Raw genomic sequence first — 24,112 nt, forward strand, 5'->3', positions numbered from 1 at the left:
CGATTGCCCACGGGAGAAAAATAATGAAGCGGTTATTGATCATCCTTTTTGCCGGCCTGGTGTTGGCCGGCTGTGCCACGTCTGGCCAGGACCCATTGGCCCCCAAGACTGTCAATAGCGTCAACCTCAAGCGCTACCAGGGCACCTGGTACGAGCTGGCTCGTATGCCGATGTACTTCCAGCGCGACTGCGCGCAGTCCGAAGCCCATTACACGCTCAAGCCTGACGGCAATGTCGCGGTGTTGAACCGCTGCCTGACGGCGCAGTGGCAATGGGAAGAGGTCAAGGGCACGGCTTATCCACAGGTGCCCGGCAAGGGTGACAAACTGTGGATCGAGTTCGATACCTGGTTTTCCAGGCTGATCCCGGGTACAGCGAAGGGCGAATACTGGGTGCTGTACGTCAGCGATGACTACAAGACCGCCATTGTCGGTGATCCGAGCCGGAAGTATTTGTGGCTGTTGTCGCGCACACCGACCGTGAACGGTGTGGTGCGTGAGGAGCTGCTGAGCAGGGCGCGCCAGCAGGGTTACGACACCACGCGGCTGATCTGGCGGGCGTCGGAACAGCAGATGGCCGAGACGTCGAACTAATCGTCAGCACATATCCAAATGTGGGAGCGGCGGTGCGGCGATCCGACTTGCTCGCGAAGAGGACATCACATTCAACAGAGATGTTGACTGACAGTCCGCCTTCGCGAGCAAGCCCGCTCCCACATTTTGTTTTGTATTAGCCTAAAAGTTCGCGCAGGACTTGAGTGAAGGCGCGGCTGCTTTCTTCCTCGTCAGCATGCCGCCCGTCACGCACCACCCACTGACCATTCACCAGCACATCCCGCACCTGGCGATCGCCACCGGCAAACAACCAGCGGTTGAGAATCCCGTCGCCGCTGGCCGTTGCCAGGTACGGGTCGTTGCCGTCGAGCACCAGCCAGTCGGCGCGCTTGCCGACTTCCAGAGCGCCAATCGGCTGACCCAGTGCCTGGGCGCCGCCATCCAGCGCGGCATCAAACAGCGTGCGACCGACCATTGGCTGGTCCGCGCCATACAAACGATTACGCCGCTGGTCGCGCAGACGCTGGCCGTATTCCAGCCAGCGCAATTCTTCCACCACGCTCAACGACACATGGCTATCGGAACCGATACCCATGCGACCGCCCTGGGCGAGGAAATCCACCGCCGGGAAAATCCCGTCGCCCAGGTTGGCTTCGGTGGTCAGGCACAGGCCGGCAATGGCACGACTCTTGGCCATCGACGTGACTTCTTCCGGGTTGGCGTGGGTCGCGTGGACCAGGCACCAGCGCTGATCGACGTCGATGTTTTCGTACAGCCATTGCAGCGGACGACGACCGCTCCAGGTCAGGCAGTCGTCGACTTCCTTCTGCTGCTCGGCGATGTGGATGTGCACCGGGCATTGCTTGTCGCTGGCTGCCAGCACTTCGCTGATCTGCTGCGGCGTGACCGCGCGCAGCGAGTGGAAACACAGGCCCAGGGCTTGCGCCGGCTGCTGCGCCAGCACCGGTTGCAGGCGCGATTGCAGCTTGAGGTAGTTTTCTGTGCTGTTGATGAAGCGGCGCTGACCTTCGTTCGGAGCCTGGCCGCCGAAACCGGAGTGGCTGTAGAGCACCGGCAGCAGGGTCAGGCCGATACCGGCGGAGCCTGCGGCCTGGCTGATACGCAGGGCCAGTTCGGCCGGGTCCGCATAAGGCTGGCCATTGATGTCATGGTGTACGTAATGAAATTCCGCCACCGAGGTGTAACCGGCCTTGAGCATTTCGATGTACAGCTGACGAGCGATGACGCCGAGTTGTTCCGGGCTGATTTTTCCGACGAGGCGATACATCAGGTCGCGCCAGGTCCAGAAACTGTCGTTCGGATTGCCCGCCACTTCCGCCAGCCCGGCCATGGCCCGCTGGAAGGCGTGGGAGTGCAGGTTCGGCATGCCAGGCAGCAGCGGACCGCTTAACCGTTCGGCGCCATCTGCGTTGGAATCGGCCTGAATATGGGTCAATACGCCGTCGGCGTTGACCTCAAGACGTACATTGTTGGCCCATCCACTAGGCAGCAGCGCGCGTTCGGCAAAGAAGGCGGACATGGTTCAGCACCCCATCGTGTGTTATTTGTATATACATATACAGACGTTTGCCTGCCCGGTAAACTCCGGCAAGCTAGCGACATTTACTAAACGACCAAGGATTAACCGTGCCGACTCCGCCTCCAGTCTCTCCGTTGGCCGCGAACATGGGCGACAGTCCGGCGCCCTTGTACGCCCGCGTCAAACAAATGATCACCCAGCAAATCGACAGTGGAAACTGGCCGCCGCACTACCGCGTTCCGTCGGAAAGCGAACTGGTCAGCCAGCTGGGCTTCAGCCGCATGACCATCAACCGCGCCCTGCGCGAGATGACTGCCGATGGCCTGCTGGTGCGCATGCAAGGCGTCGGCACGTTCGTCGCCGAGCCGAAAAGCCAGTCCGCCCTGTTCGAAGTGCACAACATCGCCGATGAAATCGCCTCTCGCGGCCATCGCCACACCTGCAAGGTCATCACTCTTGAAGAAGAGGCCGCCGGCTCCGAGCGCGCCCTGGCCCTGGACATGAGGGAAGGGCAGAAGGTGTTCCACTCGCTGATCGTGCATTTCGAAAACGACATTCCGGTGCAAATCGAAGACCGTTTCGTCAATGCGCTGGTGGCGCCGGACTACCTCAAACAGGACTTCACCCTGCAAACGCCCTATGCCTACCTGAACCAGGTCGCGCCGCTAACCGAAGGCGAGCACGTGGTCGAGGCGATCCTGGCCGAGTCGTCCGAATGCAAATTGCTACAGATTGAAAAGGGCGAGCCGTGCCTGCTGATTCGTCGCCGCACTTGGTCCGGTCGTCAGCCAGTGACGGCTGCTCGCTTGATCCACCCCGGTTCCCGTCATCGTCTGGAAGGTCGGTTTCATAAATGAATCAGTTGAAGGTTTTACGCGCCAAAGATTACCCGCGCATGCCCTGGAAAAACGGCGGCGGAAGCACCGAAGAAATCACCCGCGATGCTGGCACTGGCCTGGATGGGTTTGGCTGGCGTCTGTCGATTGCCGAGATTGGCGAGTCGGGTGGGTTTTCCATCTTCGCCGGTTACGAGCGGATCATCACCGTGTTGCAGGGCGACGGTATGACCCTGACGGTGGACGGCCAGGATACCCGCCCACTGTTACCGCTGGACCCGTTTGCCTTCAGCGGTGAAAGCAAAGTTTCCTGCACATTGCTGGGTGGGCCGATTCGCGATTTCAACCTGATCTACGCGCCGCAGCGTTACGGTGCGCGGTTGCAGTGGTTGAGCGGTGAGCAGCGGTTTTTCAGTTCGGCGGGCACGGTGTTGGTGTTCAGCATTGGCGATGCGCTGGACGTGGTGGTCGATAGCAACGCTTCGCAACTGGGCCGGCATGATTGCCTGCAACTTGTCGGTAACACCGGGTTGCTGGAGGTCTCCGTCAGCGGACCATGCTGTGTGATTGAAATGACTGAACGCTGATTTACAAACCTTGGAGGGTCGAAGTCTTCGGCAGCTCCGACGTATGGCAGCTTGCAACCAAGAACGGTCTGCTCGCAATCAATGTAATTTACGGCTTACATTGACTGCGAGTAGCCGATCTGGCTCAGATCGGCAAGAGCGACGCGAGCGCCTTGTAGTCTGCTCTGGTGCGAGCCACATCAAGCAAGACCACCCTCGGGCGAAAACGTTGCTACATTTTTGCGCAAATCTCCACATCAGCTTGAGTTTTTACCTCTGTTTCAATTCCCAATCTGTATTTGCAATAATCAATTATGTCCTGTCGTAACTCGTCGCTTAGTTTATCCACTTTTCGATATTCACCATCATTAGCGTGGATGTTGTAAAACTTCATCTGAAATGTCGGGTATTTCTTGATGAACAAAATGGTCTCAACATCACCATCTTCAAGGGCTTCGTAGTAACCGATGTAAAGCACAATCAGCGCTGCCAACACTGCCGCAGTTAATAGTTTTTTCATTCTCGCGGAGACGGTGGGGGCAACAGTTGGCCTTGGTTCTAAGGTCAAGGAAGTCGACTTTACTTTTTTTTTGCATTCTTCAAGTTCTCGTTGGCTTTGTAATGTTGTTGTTATGCCTAATCTATGCTTGCAGTACTGGATTATCAGATGCCGATCTGTATCGCTTAGCTCGTTTCAAATTTTTATCATCTGATTCATACGCGAAAATATTTTCAAATTTCATTTGAAGAGTCGGGCTTTTTTTGATGAAGAATACTTTTTCTGGATAGGCATTTTCCATCTTTTCGTAAAATCCTATATAGAGGGCAGCGACGAATGTGATGGAAAGAATGATAAGTACAGATTTCATGATGAAGGCGACCGTAAAAGATTGGTTTTAGCTCGGAGGTTCCTCACCAGTTCCATCCCAATGTTTACAGGGCAAATTTTCCCCTCGCCAGCTCACATAGGGAATTCACGGTGTCCCCCTAAAGTTGTCACCATGAAAACGCTTGTTAGGTGTAAGTGCTTGTAAACAAAAACAGCCGTGCTCGCAATCAGCGCACTTTTCGGCTCAAATTAACTGCGAATGAAAGGGCTGGGTTCATATCGTTAAACCCGTAGCGAGCATTTTGTCGCGTAGTTCAGCAGAGCGCGCCGTATCGAGCGCATTGCTAAACAGCGCCTTGATTTCGGCGGGCCTGGCGTCGAACTGCTCCACTAGATCCTTGGTGCGGTAGCCATGGCGTGTCAGCGTGGGTTCCAGGACATGCAGTTGCCACGAGAGCACGGACTCAAGGCCTGGAGGCAACAGTATGGCGCTGACACGGTTGAAAGCTGGCCTCATAAATAACCAGCGACTGCCTGTTAGCCTCACTGCTTAGCAAAAAGCCCCTAAAGGGCTTTTTTATTTGAACTCGAATAACGCATCTACTACTTGGCGCACATCACAATGTCGGCCTGTGTTTTCACCTCTGTTTCTATACCCAATCGGTACTTGCAGTAGTCCTTGATCTTCTGTCGTCGCTCATCGCTCAATGTTTCTATTTGCCGATAGTCTCCGTCATTGGCATGAATGTTAAAAAATTTTACTCTTAATGTAGGCGTCTTTTTTACAAAGAAAATGGTATATGTTTCATGCTCGGAGTGTTCCTCGTAATAGCCAACATTTAGAATCGCCAGCAAGGCAAGCACACCCGATAATATGAAGTACTTCATTTTGCGACTGCCCGAGGGGGTGGCAGTAGCTGCGTTTGGGTGCGAATATTTCTCACCAGTTCCATACCGATGTTTCCAGGGCAAATTTTTCCATCGTTGTCCTGACCTGGAAATTCTCGGTGCCCGCCAAATCGCTCGATGATAAAAACACTTTTCAAGGCTTCCACTAGGTGCAGCAGAGCGTCGATTTGTGTGGCGGGTATCACGTTTGATGTGTTGTTGCCGTAGTACTCAAGTGTTTCACGCCATTTAGCAACGACGTCCCCTCCCTCTTCTGCGGTTGTCAGATTATCCAGAAGCACGATTCCAATAACGCCTTTGTTGAACAATTTGACGCTTGAGGCCTGTAACCGAATATCACGCCCTTCCAGTACCGTGCCGTCACAAGCGATCCCGTAGTGGTAGCCAATGTCGTCAAAGTCTTTACCCATGTGGTCGGCTTGAACGCCCTGCATTTGCTTGACTCCCCCTGGAGTACATGCGTATGACCGGCCAGCATGGTGCAGTGCAATCATGGTGTAATCCCAATCCATGACCATGTCGGGCTTTTCTTTCACCGCTCCCCAAGATGATCGCTCGACGAAAGTTGCCTTTAGTGATCGCACCTTTTTGATGATGGCCTCGCGCGTGGCGGCGCGATCGTTAACGGTAATCGAGACAGGAGTTGCCCGCTGACCGGGCTTCACTTCCTGTGCCCTCGTTGTTGTTGTAAAGGTCACTCCACTCATACGATCTCCTCCGAAAATTCAGTCAGCTCGCGAGCAGGAGCCTTGAACATCACATGAAGTTCGATCACAGAGCTGGCAGTAGATGCCTCGACTGAGGCTATGCCGTTAGAGTCCGTGACCCCTAGCTTTCGATGTCCATCAACCAGCGCAATATAAGTGCGATTGGCCAGCGGTTTGCCGGTGTGGCTATCGGTAACGGCAAAAGATTGAGAGTAGGATTTCTTGAAGTGGGCAGGTGCAGGGGTGTGATTTTCGGGTGTCGATGTTTGAGTAGGAGTATGTGCAGAGTTGGATGCGACAGTGGTGTACTGAGTAGTTGACGCGTACACAACGTGATCGGAGCACCCACAGGCTACCTTGTCGCCCATTGCAACGTAGGGTTGTTGTTCTGACCAGTCGTAAGCCGTCCCTATGATGGGAAACGCCCCCTTGCACTGACTGCATCGAGCAAGGTCGCCCGATTGAGCAATTGGTTTGTTACCTTCAAACGATGTTGCTGAGGCTGTTATGACCTCACCGTATGTGGTTTTGTCTCCAAGACAAGCTAATGCTCTCAATCTGAATCCCTCCGGGAAGATGAATTGACTCATCCATGTCTGACTAGATTATTGGTCGACTCCGACGCTCCGAATTGGTCGAAAATCAACGCAATGAGGGCGAAACCATAGGGCTTTGATTACCTAAAGTAAGTAGGACGCTTCTGAAATTGCCTGTTGGAATGCAACGTCCACTGAATGTGCCTGCCGAAGATTGGCATTGAGATGCGCATTTGGGCCGGTTTCTTCGCTTTGTCTTTGGGCCCGAGCGATTCAAGGTCGCCGTGGATGACCACGGGGGCAGTGTCGGCGCAATTTTTTAATGACCCCCAATCCTTTCAGGATCTGCGAAGCCTGCGAGATTTTTTGCTTTTCAGCGTTCCCCAAAGCGCACTATTTTGTTACCGAACGCCCCAGCGTGGCGCAAAACCACGCTCCAGTAACAAAATCCCCGCCCCACAAAAACCCTCCCGAAAAATTTCATCTGCGCCAGAACCCTTGTTCCAGGCGCTCTCCAGCCGTTTCAGAATTTTTCTTGAATACTCATCCAACAAGTTGGCCGCTTGATTGCATATGCTTGTATGTACAAGTAAAGACGTATGCGTATGAGTCACGAGGACTCAACCATCGTCCACTGATTCGCTGGTGTGCACTGATGCCCATTGGCTTGCTCGCCCACTGCCTGGGTTGGTTTGGATTGATTGCTGAGGAGTCTTTTTCGTGACTGACATTAAACGTACCAAGTTTCGTGACGTTGAAATCCGTGCCGCACGCGGTAACAAGCTGACCGCCAAGAGCTGGCTGACCGAAGCGCCGCTACGCATGCTGATGAACAACCTCGACCCGGAAGTCGCCGAGAACCCTAAAGAACTGGTGGTTTACGGTGGTATCGGTCGCGCTGCACGTAACTGGGAATGCTACGACAAGATCGTCGAAAGCCTGACCAACCTGAACGACGACGAGACCCTGCTGGTGCAATCCGGCAAGCCGGTCGGCGTGTTCAAGACCCACAGCAACGCCCCGCGCGTACTGATCGCCAACTCCAACCTGGTTCCACACTGGGCGAGCTGGGAACACTTCAACGAACTGGACGCCAAAGGCCTGGCCATGTACGGCCAGATGACCGCCGGCAGCTGGATCTACATCGGCAGCCAGGGCATCGTCCAGGGCACCTACGAAACCTTCGTCGAAGCCGGTCGCCAACACTACAACGATGACCTGAAAGGTCGTTGGGTCCTGACTGCAGGCCTCGGTGGCATGGGCGGCGCCCAGCCTCTGGCTGCAACCCTGGCCGGCGCTTGCTCGCTGAACATCGAATGCCAGCAGGTCAGCATCGACTTCCGTTTGAAAAGCCGTTATGTCGACGAACAGGCTACCGACCTCGACGACGCTCTGGCCCGCATCGCCAAATACACCAAGGAAGGCAAGGCGATTTCCATCGCGCTGCTGGGCAACGCGGCTGAAATCCTGCCGGAACTGGTCAAGCGTGGCGTGCGCCCGGACATGGTCACCGACCAGACCAGCGCCCACGACCCGCTCAACGGCTACCTGCCGGCCGGCTGGACCTGGGACCAGTACCGCGCTCGCGCCAAGACTGAACCTGCCGCTGTGATCAAGGCCGCCAAGCAATCGATGGCCGTGCACGTCAAAGCGATGCTCGACTTCCAGAAAATGGGCGTACCGACCTTCGACTACGGCAACAACATCCGTCAGATGGCGCAGGAAGAAGGTGTGGAAAACGCATTCGACTTCCCGGGCTTCGTACCGGCCTACATCCGTCCGCTGTTCTGCCGTGGCATCGGCCCGTTCCGTTGGGCTGCACTGTCGGGTAACGCTGAAGACATCTACAAGACCGACGCCAAGGTCAAAGAGCTGATCCCGGACGACGCCCACCTGCACAACTGGCTGGACATGGCCCGCGAGCGCATCAGCTTCCAGGGTCTGCCGGCACGTATCTGCTGGGTTGGCCTGGGCCTGCGCGCCAAGCTGGGCCTGGCATTCAACGAAATGGTCCGTAGCGGCGAGTTGTCCGCGCCAATCGTGATCGGTCGCGACCATCTGGACTCCGGTTCGGTATCGAGCCCGAACCGCGAAACCGAATCGATGCAGGACGGTTCCGACGCTGTTTCCGACTGGCCACTGCTCAACGCCTTGCTCAACACCGCGAGCGGCGCGACCTGGGTTTCCCTGCACCACGGCGGCGGCGTCGGCATGGGCTTCTCCCAGCACTCCGGCATGGTGATTGTCTGCGACGGTACTGACGAAGCGGCCGAGCGTATCGCTCGCGTGCTGCACAACGACCCGGCCACTGGCGTTATGCGTCACGCCGATGCCGGTTACCAGATCGCCATCGACTGCGCCAAGGAACAAGGGCTGAACCTGCCGATGATTACCGGCAAGTAACGCAGATTGCATTACCTGTGGGAGCGGGCTTGCTCGCGAAGAGGCCGGCACATTCAACATCTGTGCTGGCTGATCCACCGCTTTCGCGAGCAAGCCCGCTCCCACAAAAAAGCAGTTCCACAATGGCTTCCCATAACAATCCACAGAGGTTGAATCATGGCTGTTAACAGCGAACGTGCAGGCAGTAAACCGTTGATCGAGACGCGCTCGATCGACTACATCCCGGAAGCGGAAAGACACGGTCGTCTGTTAAGCCAGTTCACCCTGTGGATGGGTGCCAACCTGCAAATCACCGCGATTGTCACCGGTGCCTTGGCAGTGGTGCTTGGCGGTGATGTGTTCTGGTCATTGATCGGTCTGTTGATCGGTCAATTACTGGGTGGCGGCGTGATGGCGCTGCATGCCGCGCAAGGCCCCAAGCTGGGTCTGCCGCAGATGATCTCCAGTCGCGTGCAGTTCGGCGTTTATGGTGCGGCTATCCCGATCGTGCTGGTGTGCCTGATGTACCTGGGCTTCACCGCGACGGGCACCGTGCTGTCCGGTCAGGCGCTGGGTCAGTTGTTTGGCGTCAGCGACACCGTCGGTATCCTCCTTTTCGCCAGTGTCATCGTGCTGGTCACGGTGCTCGGTTACCGGGTGATCCATTGGATCGGCCGTGTTGCCAGTGTCATTGGCGTGATTGCCTTTGTTTATCTGTTCAGCCGCCTGATGAGCCAGGTTGACGTTGGCGCCCTGTTGGAAATCCGCCACTTCAGCTGGAGCAGTTTCCTGCTCGCGGTGTCGCTCGCGGCGTCCTGGCAGATCGCCTTCGGCCCGTATGTGGCTGACTATTCCCGTTACCTGCCGAGCAAGATTTCCTCGGTGAAGACCTTTTTTGCCGCAGGCGCAGGTTCGGTCATCGGTGCTCAAGTGGCGATGGTCCTTGGCGTGTTTGCTGCAGCTTCTGCCAATGGGCAATTCGCCGGGCACGAAGTGGCCTACATCGTTGGTTTGGGCGGTACCGGTGCCACCGCGGCATTGCTGTACTTCAGCATCGCGTTCGGCAAGGTCACCATCTCCACGCTGAACTCCTACGGCAGCTTCATGTGCATCGCGACCATCATCAGCGGTTTCCGTGGTGAGCTGAAGGTAACGCGCTTGCAGCGTCTGGTGTTCGTGCTGGTCATCGTCGGCGCTGCGACCCTGATGGCGTTGCTCGGCCAGCACTCGTTCCTCGGTGCATTCAAGTCCTTCATCCTGTTCTTGCTGGCGTTCTTCACACCATGGAGTGCGATCAACCTGGTGGATTACTACTGCATCACCCGCGAACGCTATGACGTGCCGGCGCTGGCCGATCCGAACGGTCGCTACGGCCGCTGGAACACTCTCGGGATCAGCGTCTATGTGTTCGGTGTGTTGGTGCAGCTGCCGTTCATCTCCTCCAAGTTCTATACCGGTCCGCTGGTGGATGCCCTGGGTGGTGTGGATATTTCCTGGATCATCGGCCTGGTGCTTCCTGCAGCCCTGTATTACCTGTGTGCGAAACGATGGCACGGCAGCGTGCCCGATCAATTGATTCTGCCGGTCGAGCAGGACAGCGTTGTACAACCTAAAACAAGCGAGGCTGGTCGCGCTGCGGCGCAGGCCTGAGTGGACGTGGACAGGGCTGGATGCCTCTTGACTGCCGTAAGCCAATTCATGATTAGGAGCGTCATTACAATGAAATCGAACAAGACCCTGCTGACCACTTTGCTTTCCATGGGCCTGCTGGCCAGTGCCGGCGCCACTCAGGCGGCGGGTTGGTGCGAATCGGGGAAACCTGTGAAATTCGCCGGCCTGAACTGGGAAAGCGCCATGCTCCTGACCGACGTGATGCAAGTCGTGCTGGAGAAAGGCTACGACTGCAAGACCGACAGCCTGCCGGGCAACTCCATCACCATGGAAAACGCCCTGAGCAGCAACGATATTCAAGTGTTTGCCGAAGAATGGGTCGGCCGTAGCGAAGTCTGGAACAAGGCCGAGAAAGCCGGCAAGGTCGTCGGTGTCGGCGCGCCGGTTGTTGGCGCAATTGAAGGCTGGTACGTGCCGCGCTACGTGATTGAAGGCGACGCCAAGCGCAAGCTGGAAGCCAAGGCCCCAGACCTGAAAAACATTGCTGACCTGGGCAAATACTCCGCGGTGTTCAAGGACGCCGAAGAGCCTTCCAAGGGCCGTTTCTACAACTGCCCGGCCGGTTGGACTTGTGAGCTCGACAACAGCGAAATGCTCAAAAGCTACGGCCTGGAAAGCACCTACACCAACTTCCGCCCAGGCACCGGCCCGGCGCTGGATGCCGCCGTGCTGTCGAGCTACAAGCGTGGCGAGCCGATCCTGTTCTACTACTGGTCGCCAACGCCGCTGATGGGCCAGATCGACGCGGTGAAACTCGAAGAGAAACCAGGCGTGAACAAGACCGTGACCATTAAGGTCGGCCTGTCCAAGACTTTCCACGACGAAGCGCCTGAACTGGTGGCCGTGCTGGAAAAGGTCAACGTGCCAATCGACCTGCTGAACCAGAACCTTGGGCGCATGAGCAAAGAGCGGATCGAATCACCAAAACTGGCCAAGATCTTCCTGAAGGAACATCCTGAAGTCTGGCACGCGTGGGTGAGCGAAGACGCAGCCAAGAAAATCGACGCGGCCTTGTAGGTTGAGCTTCTCCGGCTGTCGGCAACGGCAGTCGGATGCTTGATCGCAACCCCTTGATTGAGAGTCTCTTATGTTTCCCGAAAGCTTTACCTTTTCCATCGCCGACTGGGTCAACGGTTGGGTCGATTCGCTGGTCACCAACTACGGCGACGTGTTCCGCAGCATCTCCGACACCCTGTTGTGGGCCATCGTCAATCTCGAAGGCCTGCTGCGCGCTGCACCCTGGTGGCTGATGCTGGCGATCGTGGCCGGTGTGGCCTGGCACGCGACTCGCAAGGTCGTGACCACTGCCGTCATCGTCGGTTTGCTGTTCCTGGTGGGTGCGGTCGGCCTCTGGGACAAGCTGATGCAGACCCTGGCGCTGATGATGGTGGCGACGATCATCTCGGTGTTGATCGGCATTCCGCTGGGCATTCTCTCGGCCCGCAGCAACCGCCTGCGTTCGATACTGATGCCGTTGCTGGACATCATGCAGACCATGCCGAGCTTCGTGTACCTGATCCCGGTGCTGATGCTGTTTGGCCTGGGCAAGGTCCCGGCGATTTTCGCCACCGTGATCTACGCCGCGCCGCCGCTGATCCGCCTGACCGATCTGGGCATTCGCCAGGTCGACGGCGAAGTGATGGAAGCGATCAACGCCTTCGGTGCCAACCGCTGGCAGCAACTGTTCGGCGTGCAACTGCCGCTGGCCCTGCCGAGCATCATGGCCGGGATCAACCAGACCACCATGATGGCCCTGTCGATGGTGGTGATCGCCTCGATGATCGGTGCCCGTGGCCTGGGTGAAGACGTGCTGGTGGGGATTCAGACCCTCAACGTCGGACGCGGCCTTGAAGCCGGTCTGGCGATCGTGATTCTGGCTGTGGTGATCGACCGCATTACACAGGCGTACGGTCGCGCACGGCATGAGGTGAGCAAATGAACAACGCAACCGTGAGCAAGATCGAAGTCAAGAACGTCTTCAAGATTTTCGGCAACCGTGCCAAGGACGCGCTGGCCATGGTCGGCCAGGGCAAGACCAAGGACCAGGTGCTGGCCGAAACCGGCTGCGTGGTCGGCGTGAATGATCTGTCGCTGAGCATCGGCAGCGGCGAGATCTTCGTGATCATGGGCCTGTCGGGTTCCGGCAAGTCGACCTTGGTCCGCCACTTCAACCGCCTGATCGACCCGACCAGCGGCGCGATCCTGGTGGACGGCGTGGACATCCTGCAATACGACATGGAAGCCCTGCGCGAATTTCGTCGGCGCAAGATCAGCATGGTGTTCCAGAGCTTCGGCCTGTTGCCGCACAAGAGCGTGCTGGACAACGTCGCCTACGGCCTGAAAATCCGTGGCGAAAGCAAAGCCATGTGCGCCGAGCGTGCGCTGCACTGGATCAACACCGTGGGCCTCAAGGGCTACGAAAACAAATACCCGCACCAGCTCTCCGGCGGCATGCGTCAGCGTGTGGGCTTGGCCCGCGCCTTGGCGGCGGACACCGACATCATCCTGATGGACGAAGCGTTCAGCGCCCTCGACCCGCTGATCCGCGCCGAGATGCAGGACCAGTTGCTGGAACTGCAAAAGACCCTGCACAAGACCATCGTCTTCATCACCCACGACCTCGACGAGGCCGTGCGCATCGGCAACCGCATCGCGATCCTCAAGGATGGCCGCCTGATCCAGGTCGGCACGCCGAGAGAGATCCTGCATTCGCCGGCGGATGAGTATGTCGACCGCTTTGTGCAGCGTCGGGCGGCGGTGGTTTAAAAGGTTTGTGCCGGCTGTGCTGGCCCCATCGTCGGAACGCCGCCCGGAGCAAGCTCGCTCCCACAGGGATTTTGTGAACACCGGAGATCCATTGTGGGAGCGAGCTTGCTCGCGATGAGGCCGGAAAAGCTGCATCAAAATTCAAGTTTGTACGCAGAGGTTGAAGATGTCCCAGGCTGAAAAAATCGTTATCACCGAGGCGCAGGTCAGTTGGCAGGACGTGGTCGCCGTTGCTCGTCATGGCGCACAGCTTGAGCTGTCGGCGCCGATCTGGGCGCGCATCGAAAACGCGCAGGCCATCGTCCAGCGCATCGTCACCAGCGGCGAACGTGCCTACGGCATCAACACCGGCCTGGGCGCGCTGTGCAACGTCTCGCTGCAGGACGAACAACTCAGCCAGTTGTCGCGCAACACCTTGCTCAGCCACGCCTGTGGCGTTGGCGCGCCACTGACCAACGAGCAGACCCGCTCGATCATGTGCGCCGCCGTCGTCAACTACAGCCATGGTAATTCCGGCTTGCACCGTCAGGTCGTCGAAGCACTGCTGGCGCTGCTCAACCGTGGCATCACCCCGCAAGTACCGTCCCAGGGTTCCGTGGGCTACCTGACCCACATGGCGCACATTGGCATCGCGCTGCTGGGTGTCGGCAATGTCAGCTATCGCGGCCAGGTCGTTTCCGCGCAGCAAGCGCTGGCCGAAGAAGGCCTGCAACCGGTCAAGCTTGGTGCCAAGGACGGTTTGTGCCTGGTCAACGGTACGCCATGCATGACCGGCCTGAGCTGCCTGGCGATTGCCGATGCCACGCGCCTGCTGGAATGGGCTGACGTGATTGGTGCCATGAGCTTCGAAGCCCAGCGTGGGCAGATCGACGCGTTCGATGCCGAGATCATCGCGCTCAAGCCGCATCCGGGCATGCAACAGGTCGGGATCAACCTGCGGGCCCTGCTCGACGGCAGCGAAGTGATTGCCCAGAGCAAAGGCATACGTACCCAGGATGCCCTGAGCATTCGCTCGATCCCGCAGGTACACGGCGCCGCTCGCGACCAATTGGTACACGCGACCAGGCAAATCGAAACCGAACTCAATGGCACCACCGATAACCCGATGGTGCTGGGCACCGCGGACAATTACCGCGTGGTGTCCCAGGCCAACCCCCACGGCCAGTCCGTGGCAATGGCGGCGGACCTGCTGGCGATTGCCATGGCGGAAATCGGCTCCATCGCCGAGCGTCGCCTGGACCGCTTGATCAACCCGCACGTCAGCGGTCTGCCGGCGTTCCTGGTGGCCAACCCGGGGGTGAACTCCGGGATGATGATCGTGCAATACGTCGCCGCTTCGCTGTGCGCGGAGAACCGTCAACTGGCACAACCGGCGGTGCTGGATAACTTCGTGACGTCGGGCCTGCAGGAAGATCACCTGAGCCTGGGCACCAACGCCGCGCTGAAGCTGCACCGCGCGCTGGAAAACTGCACGCAGATCCTCGCCATCGAGTATTTGCTGGCGGCCCAGGCGTTCGAGTTCCTCAAAGAACAACGCTTCGGCGCGGGCACCGATGCTGCCTGGCGTCTGCTGCGCGAGCACGTTGCCCCCTACGACCAGGATCGCTGGTTGGCACCGGACATCGCCGCCGCTGCCGCGGTATTGAAAGACCCGATTTTGCTGCACAACGCTTTTCCAGAACTGAACTGATTTCAATAACACCAGCGTGCCAAGGCGCGTCTCCCCAAAAGGCAGACGCGACGGACAACGGACATCTCCGGAGCGTCTGGTGAGTTAATAACAACTCTCAAAAGGAGCACAAAATGACTGCGCTAAACCTGATTCCCGGCCAACTGACCCTCGCCCAACTGCGTGACGTCTATCAGCAGCCGGTGAAACTGACCCTCGACCACAGCGCCTCGGCCCAGATCGAAGCCAGCGTTGCCTGCGTGGAACAGATCCTCGCCGAGAACCGCACCGCCTACGGTATCAACACCGGTTTCGGCCTGCTGGCCTCGACCCGCATCGCCAGCGAAGACCTGGAAAACCTGCAGCGCTCGCTGGTGCTGTCCCACGCCGCCGGTGTCGGCCAGCCGATCAGCGATGAGCTGGTGCGTCTGATCATGGTGCTCAAGGTCAACAGCCTGAGCCGTGGTTTCTCGGGTATCCGCCGTGTGGTGATCGACGCGCTGATCGCCCTGATCAACGCCGAGGTTTACCCGCACATTCCATTGAAAGGTTCGGTCGGTGCTTCCGGTGACCTGGCGCCGCTGGCCCACATGTCGCTGGTACTGCTGGGCGAAGGCAAGGCGCGCTACAAAGGCGAGTGGATGGAAGCCACCGAAGCGCTGAAAGTTGCCGGTCTGACCCCGCTGACCCTGGCCGCGAAAGAAGGCCTGGCGCTGCTCAACGGCACTCAGGTGTCCACCGCTTTTGCCCTGCGTGGCCTGTTCGAAGGCGAAGACCTGTTCGCCGGTGCCTTGGCACTGGGCGGCCTGACCGTTGAAGCGGTCCTGGGTTCGCGTTCGCCGTTCGATGCCCGCATCCACGCTGCCCGTGGCCAGAAAGGCCAGATCGACGCCGCCGCCGCTTACCGCGACTTGCTGGGCGAGCGCAGCGAAGTCTCCGACTCCCATGAAAACTGCGAGAAGGTACAAGACCCGTACTCCCTGCGCTGCCAGCCACAAGTCATGGGCGCCTGCCTGACCCAGTTCCGTCAAGCGGCCGAAGTGCTGGCGATCGAAGCCAACGCCGTTTCCGACAACCCGTTGGTGTTCGCCGCTGAAGGTGACGTGATCTCCGGTGGCAACTTCCACGCCGAACCGGTGGCCATGGCGGCTGACAACATGGCGCTGGCCATCGCTGAAATCGGTTCCCTGAGCGAACGCCGTATCTCGCTGATGATGGACAAGCACATGTCGCAACTGCCGCCGTTCCTGGTGGCCAACGGTGGCGTGAACTCCGGTTTCATGATTGCCCAGGTGACTGCGGCGGCACTGGCCAGCGAGAACAAGGCGCTGTCCCATCCGCATTCGGTGGACAGCCTGCCGACTTCCGCCAACCAGGAAGACCACGTATCGATGGCTCCGGCGGCTGGCAAGCGCCTGTGGGAAATGGCCGAGAACACCCGCGGGATTCTCGCCGTGGAATGGCTGGCGGCGGCTCAGGGCCTGGATCTGCGCGACGGCCTGAAAACCTCGCCAAAACTGGAAAAGGCTCGTGCCATTCTGCGTAACGAAGTGCCTTTCTATGAGAAAGACCGCTTCTTCGCGCCGGACATCAATGCGGCGACTGAATTGTTGGCCTCGCGTTGCCTGAACGAGCTGGTGACGGCGAAGTTGCTGCCTAGCCTGTAATGGCCCCTTCGCGGGCAGGCCTGCTCCCACATGGATCGCGCTGAACCTGTAGGAGCTGGCTTGCCAGCGATTCGATTTTGCGTCGAATAACAATAATTAGGGACGAGAAATGCAACAGCCAGAAAAAGGTTTGAAACGCGGGCTCTCTGCCCGACATATTCGCTTCATGGCGCTGGGGTCGGCGATCGGCACCGGGCTGTTTTATGGATCTGCCTCGGCCATTCAAATGGCCGGGCCTGCAGTACTGCTCGCTTACCTGATCGGTGGCGCGGCGGTGTTCATGGTCATGCGCGCCCTCGGTGAGATGGCGGTGCACAACCCGGTGACCGGCTCTTTCGGCCAGTACGCCAGCACCTACCTGGGGCCAATGGCGGGCTTCGTCCTCGGCTGGACCTACGCATTCGAAATGGTCATCGTCGGCATGGCCGACGTTACCGCGTTCGGGATTTACATGGGCTTCTGGTTCCCGGAGGTTTCCCGCTGGATCTGGGTGCTGGGTGTCGTTTCCATCGTTGGCGGCCTGAACCTGTGCAACGTCAAAGTCTTCGGTGAAATGGAGTTCTGGTTGTCGCTGCTCAAGGTCGCGGCCATCGTCGCGATGATCCTGGGTGGTTTCGGCATCATGTGGTTCGGCATCAGCTCGGCACCCGGCCAAGCGACCGACATCAGCAACCTCTGGAGCCACGGCGGCTTCATGCCCAATGGCATGGGCGGTCTGATTGCTTCGTTCGCGGTGGTGATGTTTGCGTTTGGCGGTATTGAAATCATCGGCGTAACGGCAGGTGAAGCCAAGGACCCGCAGCACGTGCTGCCCCGGGCGATCAATGCTGTACCGTTGCGGATCCTGCTGTTCTACGTACTGACGATGCTGGTGCTGATGTCGATCTTTCCATGGCAGCAGATCGGTAGCCAGGGCAGCCCGTTCGTGCAGATCTTCGACAAGCTGGGGATCAGCTCGGCAGCCACCATCCTCAATATCGTGGTGATCACGGCGGCGATTTCGGCGATCAACAGTGACATCTTCGGCGCTGGCCGCATGATGTTCGGTCTGGCCCAGCAAGGGCATGCACCCAAGGGCTTCGCCCGCCTGTCGCGCAATGGCGTGCCATGGATGACGGTGGTGGTGATGAGTGCCGCGCTGTTGCTGGGCGTGTTGCTGAATTACCTGATCCCGGAAAACGTGTTCCTGCTGATCGCTTCCATCGCGACCTTTGCCACGGTATGGGTCTGGCTGATGATTCTGGTGACCCAAGTGGCCATGCGCCGGTCCATGAGCGCCGAGCAGGTTGCACAACTGAAATTCCCGGTACCGCTCTGGCCCTATGCGCCGGCGGCGGCGATTGCCTTCATGCTGTTCATCTTCGGCGTGCTGGGCTATTTCCCTGACACCCAGGCAGCGCTGATCGTCGGCGTGGTCTGGATCGTGTTGCTGGTGCTGGCTTACCTGACGTGGGTGAAACCGGCGGCGGGCCAGGCAGCCCTGGTGACGCAGGATCCTACTTTTTCTCATCGATAACCTAATGGAGGCCAAGGATGAAAACTCTCTGGCAACACTGTCACGTCGCAACCATGGCACAAGGCGTCTACTCGATCATCGAGGACGCGGCCATCGTGACGTCAGGAGCGCACATTGAGTGGATCGGCCCGCGCGGTGAGTTGCCGGCGGGCGAGTACCCGGCCGTCAATGATTTGAACGGGGCCTGGGTCACACCGGGCCTGATCGACTGCCACACTCACACGGTGTTCGGCGGTAACCGCAGCGGCGAATTCGAACAGCGCCTGCAAGGCGTCAGCTACGCGCAAATCGCCGCCAGCGGTGGCGGCATCGCCAGCACCGTGCGCGCCACCCGCGCGGCCAGCGAAGACGAGTTGTTCGCCAGTGCCACCAAACGCCTGAAAAGCCTGATGCGTGATGGCGTCACCAGCATCGAAATCAAGTCCGGCTACGGCCTGGACCTGGCCAACGAGCGCAAGATGCTGCGTGTTGCCCGTCGCCTCGGCGCCGAACTGCCGGTCAGCGTGCGCAGCACCTGCCTGGCGGCTCATGCCCTGCCGCCGGAGTACAAGGACCGCGCTGACGACTATATCGATCACATCTGCGCCGACATGCTCCCGGTCTTGGCCGCCGAAGGTCTGGTGGACGCGGTGGATGCATTCTGCGAATACCTGGCGTTCTCGCCTGCGCAGGTTGAGCGTGTATTCCTCACCGCCCAGAAGCTGGGCCTGCCAGTGAAGTTGCACGCCGAGCAATTGTCGTCGCTGCATGGTTCGAGCCTGGCGGCGCGTTATCACGCGTTGTCCGCCGATCACCTGGAGTTCATGACCGAGGACGACGCCATCGCCATGGCCAAGTCCGGCACGGTCGCGGTGCTGTTGCCCGGCGCCTTTTACTTCCTGCGCGAAACCCAATTGCCGCCGATGGAAGCCCTGCGCAAGCACGGCGTGAAAATCGCCATCGCCAGCGACCTCAACCCGGGCACCTCGCCGGCACTGTCGTTGCGCCTGATGCTGAACATGGCTTGCACTTGTTTCCGCATGACCCCGGAAGAAGCCCTGGCCGGCGCGACGATTCACGCCGCCACCGCGCTGGGCATGGCCGACACCCATGGTTCGCTGGAAGTCGGCAAGGTCGCGGATTTCGTCGCCTGGCAAATCGATCGTCCGGCCGACCTGTGTTATTGGCTGGGCGGCGACCTGGAAAAACGCGTCGTGCGCCACGGCGTCGAATCAAGTCTGTAGGAGATCTGTTGTGGATAAGGTTCTGAACTTCAAACAAGGCCGCGTGCCGCTGCTGATCAGCATGCCTCACGCTGGTGTACGCCTGACGCCTGCGGTCGAAGCCGGGTTGATCCCTGACGCGAAAAGCCTGCCGGACACCGACTGGCACATTCCGCAGTTGTACGATTTCGCCGCTGAACTGGGTGCCAGCACCTTGGCCGCCGAGTACTCGCGATTTGTCATCGACCTGAACCGGCCATCCGACGACAAGCCGTTGTACGTCGGCGCGACCACCGGTCTGTATCCGGCCACGTTGTTTGACGGCATACCGTTGTTCCGCGAAGGCCTGGAGCCTTCTGCCGATGAGCGCGCGACCTATCTTGAGCAGATCTGGACGCCGTACCACAGCACCCTGCAGCAGGAACTGGCGCGATTGAAAGCCGAGTTCGGCTACGCGCTGTTGTTCGATGCGCACTCGATCCGCTCGATCATCCCGCACCTGTTCGACGGCAAGTTGCCGGACTTCAACCTCGGCACCTTCAACGGCGCCAGTTGCGATCCACAACTTGCGACCCGACTGGAAGCGATCTGCGCGCTTCACGACAATTACACCCACGTACTCAACGGGCGCTTCAAGGGCGGGCACATCACCCGCCATTACGGCAACCCGGCCGAGAACATCCACGCGGTGCAACTGGAGCTGGGGCAGTGCACCTACATGGAAGAGTTCGAGCCGTTCCGTTACCGCCAGGACCTGGCGGAGCCGACGCGGGTGGTGTTGAAGGAGTTGCTGCAAGGGCTGTTGGCCTGGGGCGAAAAACACTACCAGCGCTAAAGCCTGGCGCAAAACCCTGTGGGAGCGAGCTTGCTCGCGATAGCGGACTGGCAGGCAACATCAATGTTGAATGTCATGGCCTCATCGCGAGCAAGCTCGCTCCCACAGGTTTTCATATGCCTCAATATCTGCTCATGACAGTCGCCACCGTGCAAAACACGGTCGCCACAGGTCGCTTCCACCGCTCGTCTGCTGCGTAATGTTCTGGCCACGGTGCACAAAGACACCGCCCCGACAATAATCCGCTGCCGCACGAGAATGCTCTCCATGACAAGCCCCAAAGGTCTGTTCACCCGCTGTCTCTCAATCTTCTGCGGTACCGCTCTGTTGAGCGCCGGCGCCATGGCCGCGGACGACGCCTCCTGCAAAGCCGTACGCATGGGCGTGGTCAACTGGACCGACGTGATCGCCACCAGTGGCATGGCCGATGTGCTGCTCAACGGTCTGGGTTATGAAAGCAAGCAAACCAGCGCCGTGCAGCAAATCATCTTCGCCGGCATCCGCGACAAGCGCCTGGACATCTTCCTCGGTTACTGGAAACCGGCGATGGATAAAAACATCGCCCCCTTCGTGGCTGCCAATCAGGTCAAGGTCATGGACAAACCGAGCCTGGCCGATGCCCAGGCCACCCTCGCGGTTCCTGACTATGTGGCAGCGGCTGGTCTGAAAACCTTCTCCGACATCGCCAATTTCAAGGAACAGCTCGGCGGCAAGATCTATGGCATCGAGCCGGGCAGTGGCGCCAACACCACGATCAAGACCATGATCGAAACCAATCACTTTGGCCTCAAGGACTTCAAGCTGATCGAGTCCGGTGAAGCCGGCATGCTCGCGGCCGTGCAGCGCGCCGTGAATCGCAAGGAGTTCGTGGTGTTCGTCGGCTGGACCCCGCACCCGATGAACATCAACATGAAGATCGACTACCTGACCGGCAGCGAAGACGTGTACGGGCCGAATGAAGGCGCCGCGACCGTTTCCACTGTAATCGCACCGGATTACGCCCAGCGCTGCCCGAACGTCAATCGGCTGCTGGAAAACCTGACCTTCACCGCCGCCCAGGAAAGCCAGTTGATGGTGCCGATCATGGAGCGCCAAACGGCTCAGGATGTCGCGAAAAAATGGCTGCGTGACCATCCCGAAGACTTGCAGCGCTGGCTGGCGGGTGTCAGCAGTTTCGATGGCAAGGATGGCGTAGCCACGGTTCAGGCCAGCCTGAAGAACTGACCCCCGTCTGCTCTGTGCAAGACCTGTGGGAGCGAGCTTGCTCGCGATAGCGGTAGGACATTCAGAATTGATGTCGACTGACACGCCGCCATCGCGAGCAAGCTCGCTCCCACAGGGTGGGTCCCACACATTTCCCTGAACGGGCACCCGGCTCATGGCTCAATACCCGCTTTCCAAGCAAATGACAGCTTTCGTCGACAAAACCCTGAGTTTCAACAGCACCGACAGCAGTATCACCGGATTGCGCCAGGCCTACAGCGAGATGTGCCGGGCGTTTACCCCGGCACGCCCCGCCGGGTTGCATGTGGTCGATTTCGAGTTGGCCGGTGTTGCTGTTCGTTCCTATCAGCCACTGGTCAGCGGTGCGTCGTGCATCGTTTATCTGCATGGCGGCGGCTGGGTGCTGGGGGACCTGGACTCCCACGATTTCATCTGCGCCGAATGGGCATCGACACTCGGTGTACGGGTGATCGCCGTCGATTACCGCCGGGCACCGGAGCATCCGTTTCCCGCCGCGTTCGATGATTGCCTGAAGGTCTGGCGAGCACTGCGCGCCGGGCCGTTTCAACTCGATCCTTCGCGCACGCTGGTGGCCGGCGACAGTGCCGGTGGCAACCTCGCGGCGGCGTTGTGCCTGGCGCTGCGCGATGCCGGCGAGCCGCTGCCGTGCGCGCAGGTGCTGATCTATCCGGGGTTGGGTGGCGATCACCGGCTGCCGTCGCGCAGCGAGTGCATCGACGCGCCGTTACTCAGCAGCAGTGACGTCGATTGCTATCACGCGCTTTACCTGCAAGGCACCCGTCATCCGAACGCCTGTGCCATGCCACTGCTCGCCACGGATTTCAGCGGACTGCCACCGGCATTGATCGCCGTGGCGCAATTCGACCCGTTGCGTGATGACGGCGTGCTGTATGCCGAGCGACTGAATGCCGCGGGCGTTGCTGCCACACTGTATGTCGGCGAGGGTTTGGTCCATGGCTGTTTGCGGGCCCGAGGGCAGGCGGCCGAGGTCGATGCGCTGTACGAAACCTTGTTCGGATATCTGTCGGCAAAACTCTGACTCTGCACGGGCATGCTCATTGACGTAATTCGGGTTTATGATGCCGGACGGCAGAATAATAGAAGTCCCCCCAGGGATGACCTCGACCCCTTACGGAGTGCGCAATGCAGACTTTGTACCCGCAGATCAAACCCCACGCCCGGCACGATCTGGCCGTCGACGAAACCCACACGCTGTATGTCGACGAAAGCGGTTCACCGGAAGGTTTGCCGGTGGTGTTCATCCACGGCGGCCCCGGTGCCGGATGTGATGCCCAGAGTCGTTGCTTCTTCGATCCCAATCTCTATCGCATTGTCACTTTCGATCAGCGCGGCTGCGGTCGCTCCACGCCCCATGCCAGCCTGGAAAACAACACCACCTGGGATCTGGTCGCCGACCTGGAGCGGATTCGACAGCACTTGGGCATCGACAAATGGGTGCTGTTTGGCGGCTCCTGGGGTTCGACCCTGGCACTGGCTTACGCGCAAACCCATCCTGAGCGTGTGCACGGCCTGATCCTGCGCGGGATCTTTCTCTGCCGTCCGCAGGAAATCGAATGGTTCTACCAGGCCGGCGCCAGCCGCCTGTTCCCCGATTACTGGCAGGACTATATCGCGCCGATCCCGCTGGACGAGCGCGACGACTTGCTCACCGCGTTCCACAAGCGCCTGGTCGGCAACGACCAGATCGCCCAGATGCACGCGGCCAAGGCCTGGTCCACCTGGGAGGGCCGCACCGCGACCCTGCGTCCCAACCCGCTGGTAGTCGACCGTTTCTCCGAGCCACAACGTGCGTTGTCGATTGCCCGCATCGAATGCCACTACTTCAGCAACCACGCCTTCCTGGAGCAGAACCAGCTGATCCGCGACATGGGCAAGATCGCCCATTTGCCCGGCGTGATCATCCATGGTCGTTATGACGTGATCTGTCCGCTGGATAACGCCTGGGAATTGCATCAGGCCTGGCCGAACAGCGAACTGCAGGTCATCCGCGATGCCGGTCATGCCGCTTCCGAGCCGGGCATCACCGACGCGCTGGTACGCGCCGCCAATCAGATGGCCCGGCGTCTGCTCGATCTGCCGCCTGAAGAAGCATGAAGGGCTTGCTGCAACGGGTGCGCGGCGCACGGGTCGAGGTCGCGGGCGAGATCGTGGGTGCCGTCGATCAGGGATTGCTGGTGCTGGTAGCCGTCGAGCCCGACGATACGCGGGCCAGCGCCGACAAACTTCTTAATAAACTGCTTAACTATCGGGTGTTCAGTGACGCTGAGGGCAAGATGAATCTGTCCCTGGCGGATGTGGGCGGCGGACTGCTGCTGGTCTCTCAGTTCACCCTGGCTGCCGATACCAAAAGCGGGCTGCGTCCGGGTTTCTCGACCGCGGCCCCTCCGGCGCTGGGCGAGGAACTGTTCGACTATCTATTGAACAAAGCGAAACAGGTGCATGGCACTGTGGCATCAGGTAGATTCGGCGCGGATATGCAGGTGCACCTGGTCAATGATGGCCCGGTAACCTTCCTGTTACAGACCTGAAAGCGTTTGAAACAAGTTTTTACGTTCATTTCGACTGAAAACAGGGCTTTTTCGCGATAAATACTTTGTTACCCCTGATGCGTTGTAACGCGGCCTACTAGATAATCCCGCGCTACGGGGATCAGCGTTCGTT

The 24,112-nt window shown here is 59.1% G+C and carries 25 protein-coding genes; 18 read left to right on the forward strand and 7 right to left on the reverse strand.

From position 1 onward, the window contains the following. Positions 1-23 precede the first annotated feature (23 nt). On the forward strand, positions 24-593 hold the full coding sequence (locus AC3IT6_RS01575; protein ID WP_489354070.1) for a lipocalin family protein: 570 nt from the start codon (positions 24-26) through the stop codon (positions 591-593). A gap of 136 nt (positions 594-729) precedes the next feature. On the opposite strand, the gene AC3IT6_RS01580 is transcribed toward AC3IT6_RS01575, so the two are convergent. Beyond that, positions 730-2,094 carry a formimidoylglutamate deiminase gene (locus AC3IT6_RS01580; protein WP_489354071.1) on the reverse strand — a complete coding sequence of 455 codons (1,365 nt, stop codon included), beginning with the start codon at positions 2,092-2,094 and terminating at the stop codon, positions 730-732. Between the two features lie 146 nt (positions 2,095-2,240). Between AC3IT6_RS01580 and hutC the strand changes: the two genes are divergently transcribed. Then, complete coding sequence (gene hutC / locus AC3IT6_RS01585; RefSeq protein ID WP_173677901.1) at positions 2,241-2,951, forward strand: histidine utilization transcriptional repressor HutC; 711 nt, start codon at positions 2,241-2,243, stop codon at positions 2,949-2,951. Beyond that, positions 2,948-3,517, forward strand: a complete 570-nt coding sequence (locus AC3IT6_RS01590) for a HutD/Ves family protein (protein ID WP_489354072.1) — start codon at positions 2,948-2,950, stop codon at positions 3,515-3,517. Before hutC ends, AC3IT6_RS01590 begins: the two co-directional genes overlap by 4 nt. Positions 3,518-3,728: 211 nt before the next feature. Here AC3IT6_RS01590 and AC3IT6_RS01595 read toward each other — a convergent pair whose 3' ends face one another. From AC3IT6_RS01595 to AC3IT6_RS01605, 3 genes are all read right to left on the reverse strand, one after another. Continuing rightward, entirely contained in the window at positions 3,729-4,016 is a 288-nt protein-coding gene (locus tag AC3IT6_RS01595; RefSeq protein ID WP_489356459.1) for a hypothetical protein, read from the reverse strand. A 121-nt stretch (positions 4,017-4,137) separates the two neighbouring features. Then, the gene (locus AC3IT6_RS01600) at positions 4,138-4,365 is read right to left on the reverse strand and encodes a hypothetical protein (RefSeq protein ID WP_489354073.1); all 228 of its coding nucleotides are present in this window, start codon (positions 4,363-4,365) and stop codon (positions 4,138-4,140) included. A 234-nt stretch (positions 4,366-4,599) separates the two neighbouring features. Further along, the gene (locus tag AC3IT6_RS01605) at positions 4,600-4,785 is read right to left on the reverse strand and encodes a phosphoribulokinase (RefSeq protein WP_489354074.1); all 186 of its coding nucleotides are present in this window, start codon (positions 4,783-4,785) and stop codon (positions 4,600-4,602) included. Here AC3IT6_RS01605 and AC3IT6_RS01610 point away from each other — a divergent pair. Continuing rightward, complete coding sequence (locus AC3IT6_RS01610) at positions 4,765-4,848, forward strand: hypothetical protein (RefSeq protein ID WP_489356462.1); 84 nt, start codon at positions 4,765-4,767, stop codon at positions 4,846-4,848. The genes AC3IT6_RS01605 and AC3IT6_RS01610 overlap by 21 nt on opposite strands. 80 nt (positions 4,849-4,928) lie before the next feature. On the opposite strand, the gene AC3IT6_RS01615 is transcribed toward AC3IT6_RS01610, so the two are convergent. Genes AC3IT6_RS01615 through AC3IT6_RS01625 form a run of 3 tightly spaced genes read right to left on the reverse strand, consistent with a single transcriptional unit; the run spans position 4,929 to position 6,531 of the window. Beyond that, positions 4,929-5,213 carry a hypothetical protein gene (locus AC3IT6_RS01615; RefSeq protein ID WP_489354075.1) on the reverse strand — a complete coding sequence of 95 codons (285 nt, stop codon included), beginning with the start codon at positions 5,211-5,213 and terminating at the stop codon, positions 4,929-4,931. Next, complete coding sequence (locus AC3IT6_RS01620) at positions 5,210-5,941, reverse strand: N-acetylmuramoyl-L-alanine amidase (RefSeq protein WP_489354076.1); 732 nt, start codon at positions 5,939-5,941, stop codon at positions 5,210-5,212. Before AC3IT6_RS01620 ends, AC3IT6_RS01615 begins: the two co-directional genes overlap by 4 nt. Then, entirely contained in the window at positions 5,938-6,531 is a 594-nt protein-coding gene (locus AC3IT6_RS01625; protein WP_489354077.1) for a PAAR domain-containing protein, read from the reverse strand. Before AC3IT6_RS01625 ends, AC3IT6_RS01620 begins: the two co-directional genes overlap by 4 nt. A 666-nt stretch (positions 6,532-7,197) precedes the next feature. Between AC3IT6_RS01625 and hutU the strand changes: the two genes are divergently transcribed. The 14 genes from hutU (at position 7,198) to dtd (ending at position 23,979) form a co-directional block, all read left to right on the forward strand. Next, on the forward strand, positions 7,198-8,880 hold the full coding sequence (gene hutU, locus AC3IT6_RS01630; protein ID WP_489354078.1) for a urocanate hydratase: 1,683 nt from the start codon (positions 7,198-7,200) through the stop codon (positions 8,878-8,880). Positions 8,881-9,036: 156 nt separating this feature from the next. Further along, positions 9,037-10,509 carry a purine-cytosine permease family protein gene (locus tag AC3IT6_RS01635; RefSeq protein WP_223446452.1) on the forward strand — a complete coding sequence of 491 codons (1,473 nt, stop codon included), beginning with the start codon at positions 9,037-9,039 and terminating at the stop codon, positions 10,507-10,509. 69 nt (positions 10,510-10,578) lie between these two features. Continuing rightward, positions 10,579-11,547 (forward strand): ABC transporter substrate-binding protein, encoded by a 969-nt coding sequence (locus AC3IT6_RS01640; protein WP_223446454.1) that lies wholly within the window; start codon positions 10,579-10,581, stop codon positions 11,545-11,547. Between the two features lie 70 nt (positions 11,548-11,617). Further along, the gene (locus AC3IT6_RS01645) at positions 11,618-12,469 is read left to right on the forward strand and encodes an ABC transporter permease (protein WP_150726542.1); all 852 of its coding nucleotides are present in this window, start codon (positions 11,618-11,620) and stop codon (positions 12,467-12,469) included. Further along, entirely contained in the window at positions 12,466-13,296 is an 831-nt protein-coding gene (locus tag AC3IT6_RS01650; RefSeq protein ID WP_007975542.1) for a quaternary amine ABC transporter ATP-binding protein, read from the forward strand. The genes AC3IT6_RS01645 and AC3IT6_RS01650 overlap by 4 nt, the downstream gene beginning before the upstream one ends. 166 nt (positions 13,297-13,462) lie before the next feature. After that, complete coding sequence (gene hutH / locus AC3IT6_RS01655) at positions 13,463-14,986, forward strand: histidine ammonia-lyase (protein WP_223446456.1); 1,524 nt, start codon at positions 13,463-13,465, stop codon at positions 14,984-14,986. Positions 14,987-15,099: 113 nt separating this feature from the next. Further along, the gene (gene hutH / locus AC3IT6_RS01660; RefSeq protein ID WP_489354079.1) at positions 15,100-16,632 is read left to right on the forward strand and encodes a histidine ammonia-lyase; all 1,533 of its coding nucleotides are present in this window, start codon (positions 15,100-15,102) and stop codon (positions 16,630-16,632) included. A 109-nt stretch (positions 16,633-16,741) separates the two neighbouring features. After that, entirely contained in the window at positions 16,742-18,148 is a 1,407-nt protein-coding gene (locus AC3IT6_RS01665; protein WP_489354080.1) for an amino acid permease, read from the forward strand. A 17-nt stretch (positions 18,149-18,165) separates the two neighbouring features. Next, a complete protein-coding gene (gene hutI / locus AC3IT6_RS01670; protein WP_489354081.1) occupies positions 18,166-19,371 on the forward strand; it encodes an imidazolonepropionase in 1,206 nt (401 codons plus the stop codon). Positions 19,372-19,381: 10 nt separating this feature from the next. Next, entirely contained in the window at positions 19,382-20,185 is an 804-nt protein-coding gene (hutG, locus tag AC3IT6_RS01675; protein WP_489354082.1) for an N-formylglutamate deformylase, read from the forward strand. A 267-nt stretch (positions 20,186-20,452) separates the two neighbouring features. Further along, positions 20,453-21,409, forward strand: a complete 957-nt coding sequence (gene choX / locus AC3IT6_RS01680; protein WP_489354083.1) for a choline ABC transporter substrate-binding protein — start codon at positions 20,453-20,455, stop codon at positions 21,407-21,409. 154 nt (positions 21,410-21,563) lie between these two features. Then, positions 21,564-22,469, forward strand: coding sequence for an alpha/beta hydrolase (locus AC3IT6_RS01685; RefSeq protein WP_489354084.1), 906 nt, complete (start codon positions 21,564-21,566; stop codon positions 22,467-22,469). A gap of 104 nt (positions 22,470-22,573) precedes the next feature. Further along, a complete protein-coding gene (gene pip / locus AC3IT6_RS01690; protein ID WP_150726550.1) occupies positions 22,574-23,545 on the forward strand; it encodes a prolyl aminopeptidase in 972 nt (323 codons plus the stop codon). Next, entirely contained in the window at positions 23,542-23,979 is a 438-nt protein-coding gene (gene dtd, locus AC3IT6_RS01695; RefSeq protein ID WP_223446469.1) for a D-aminoacyl-tRNA deacylase, read from the forward strand. The genes pip and dtd overlap by 4 nt, the downstream gene beginning before the upstream one ends. Positions 23,980-24,112: the final 133 nt, after the last annotated feature.

The sequence above is a fragment of the Pseudomonas sp. KH_017 genome, from assembly GCF_057840285.1.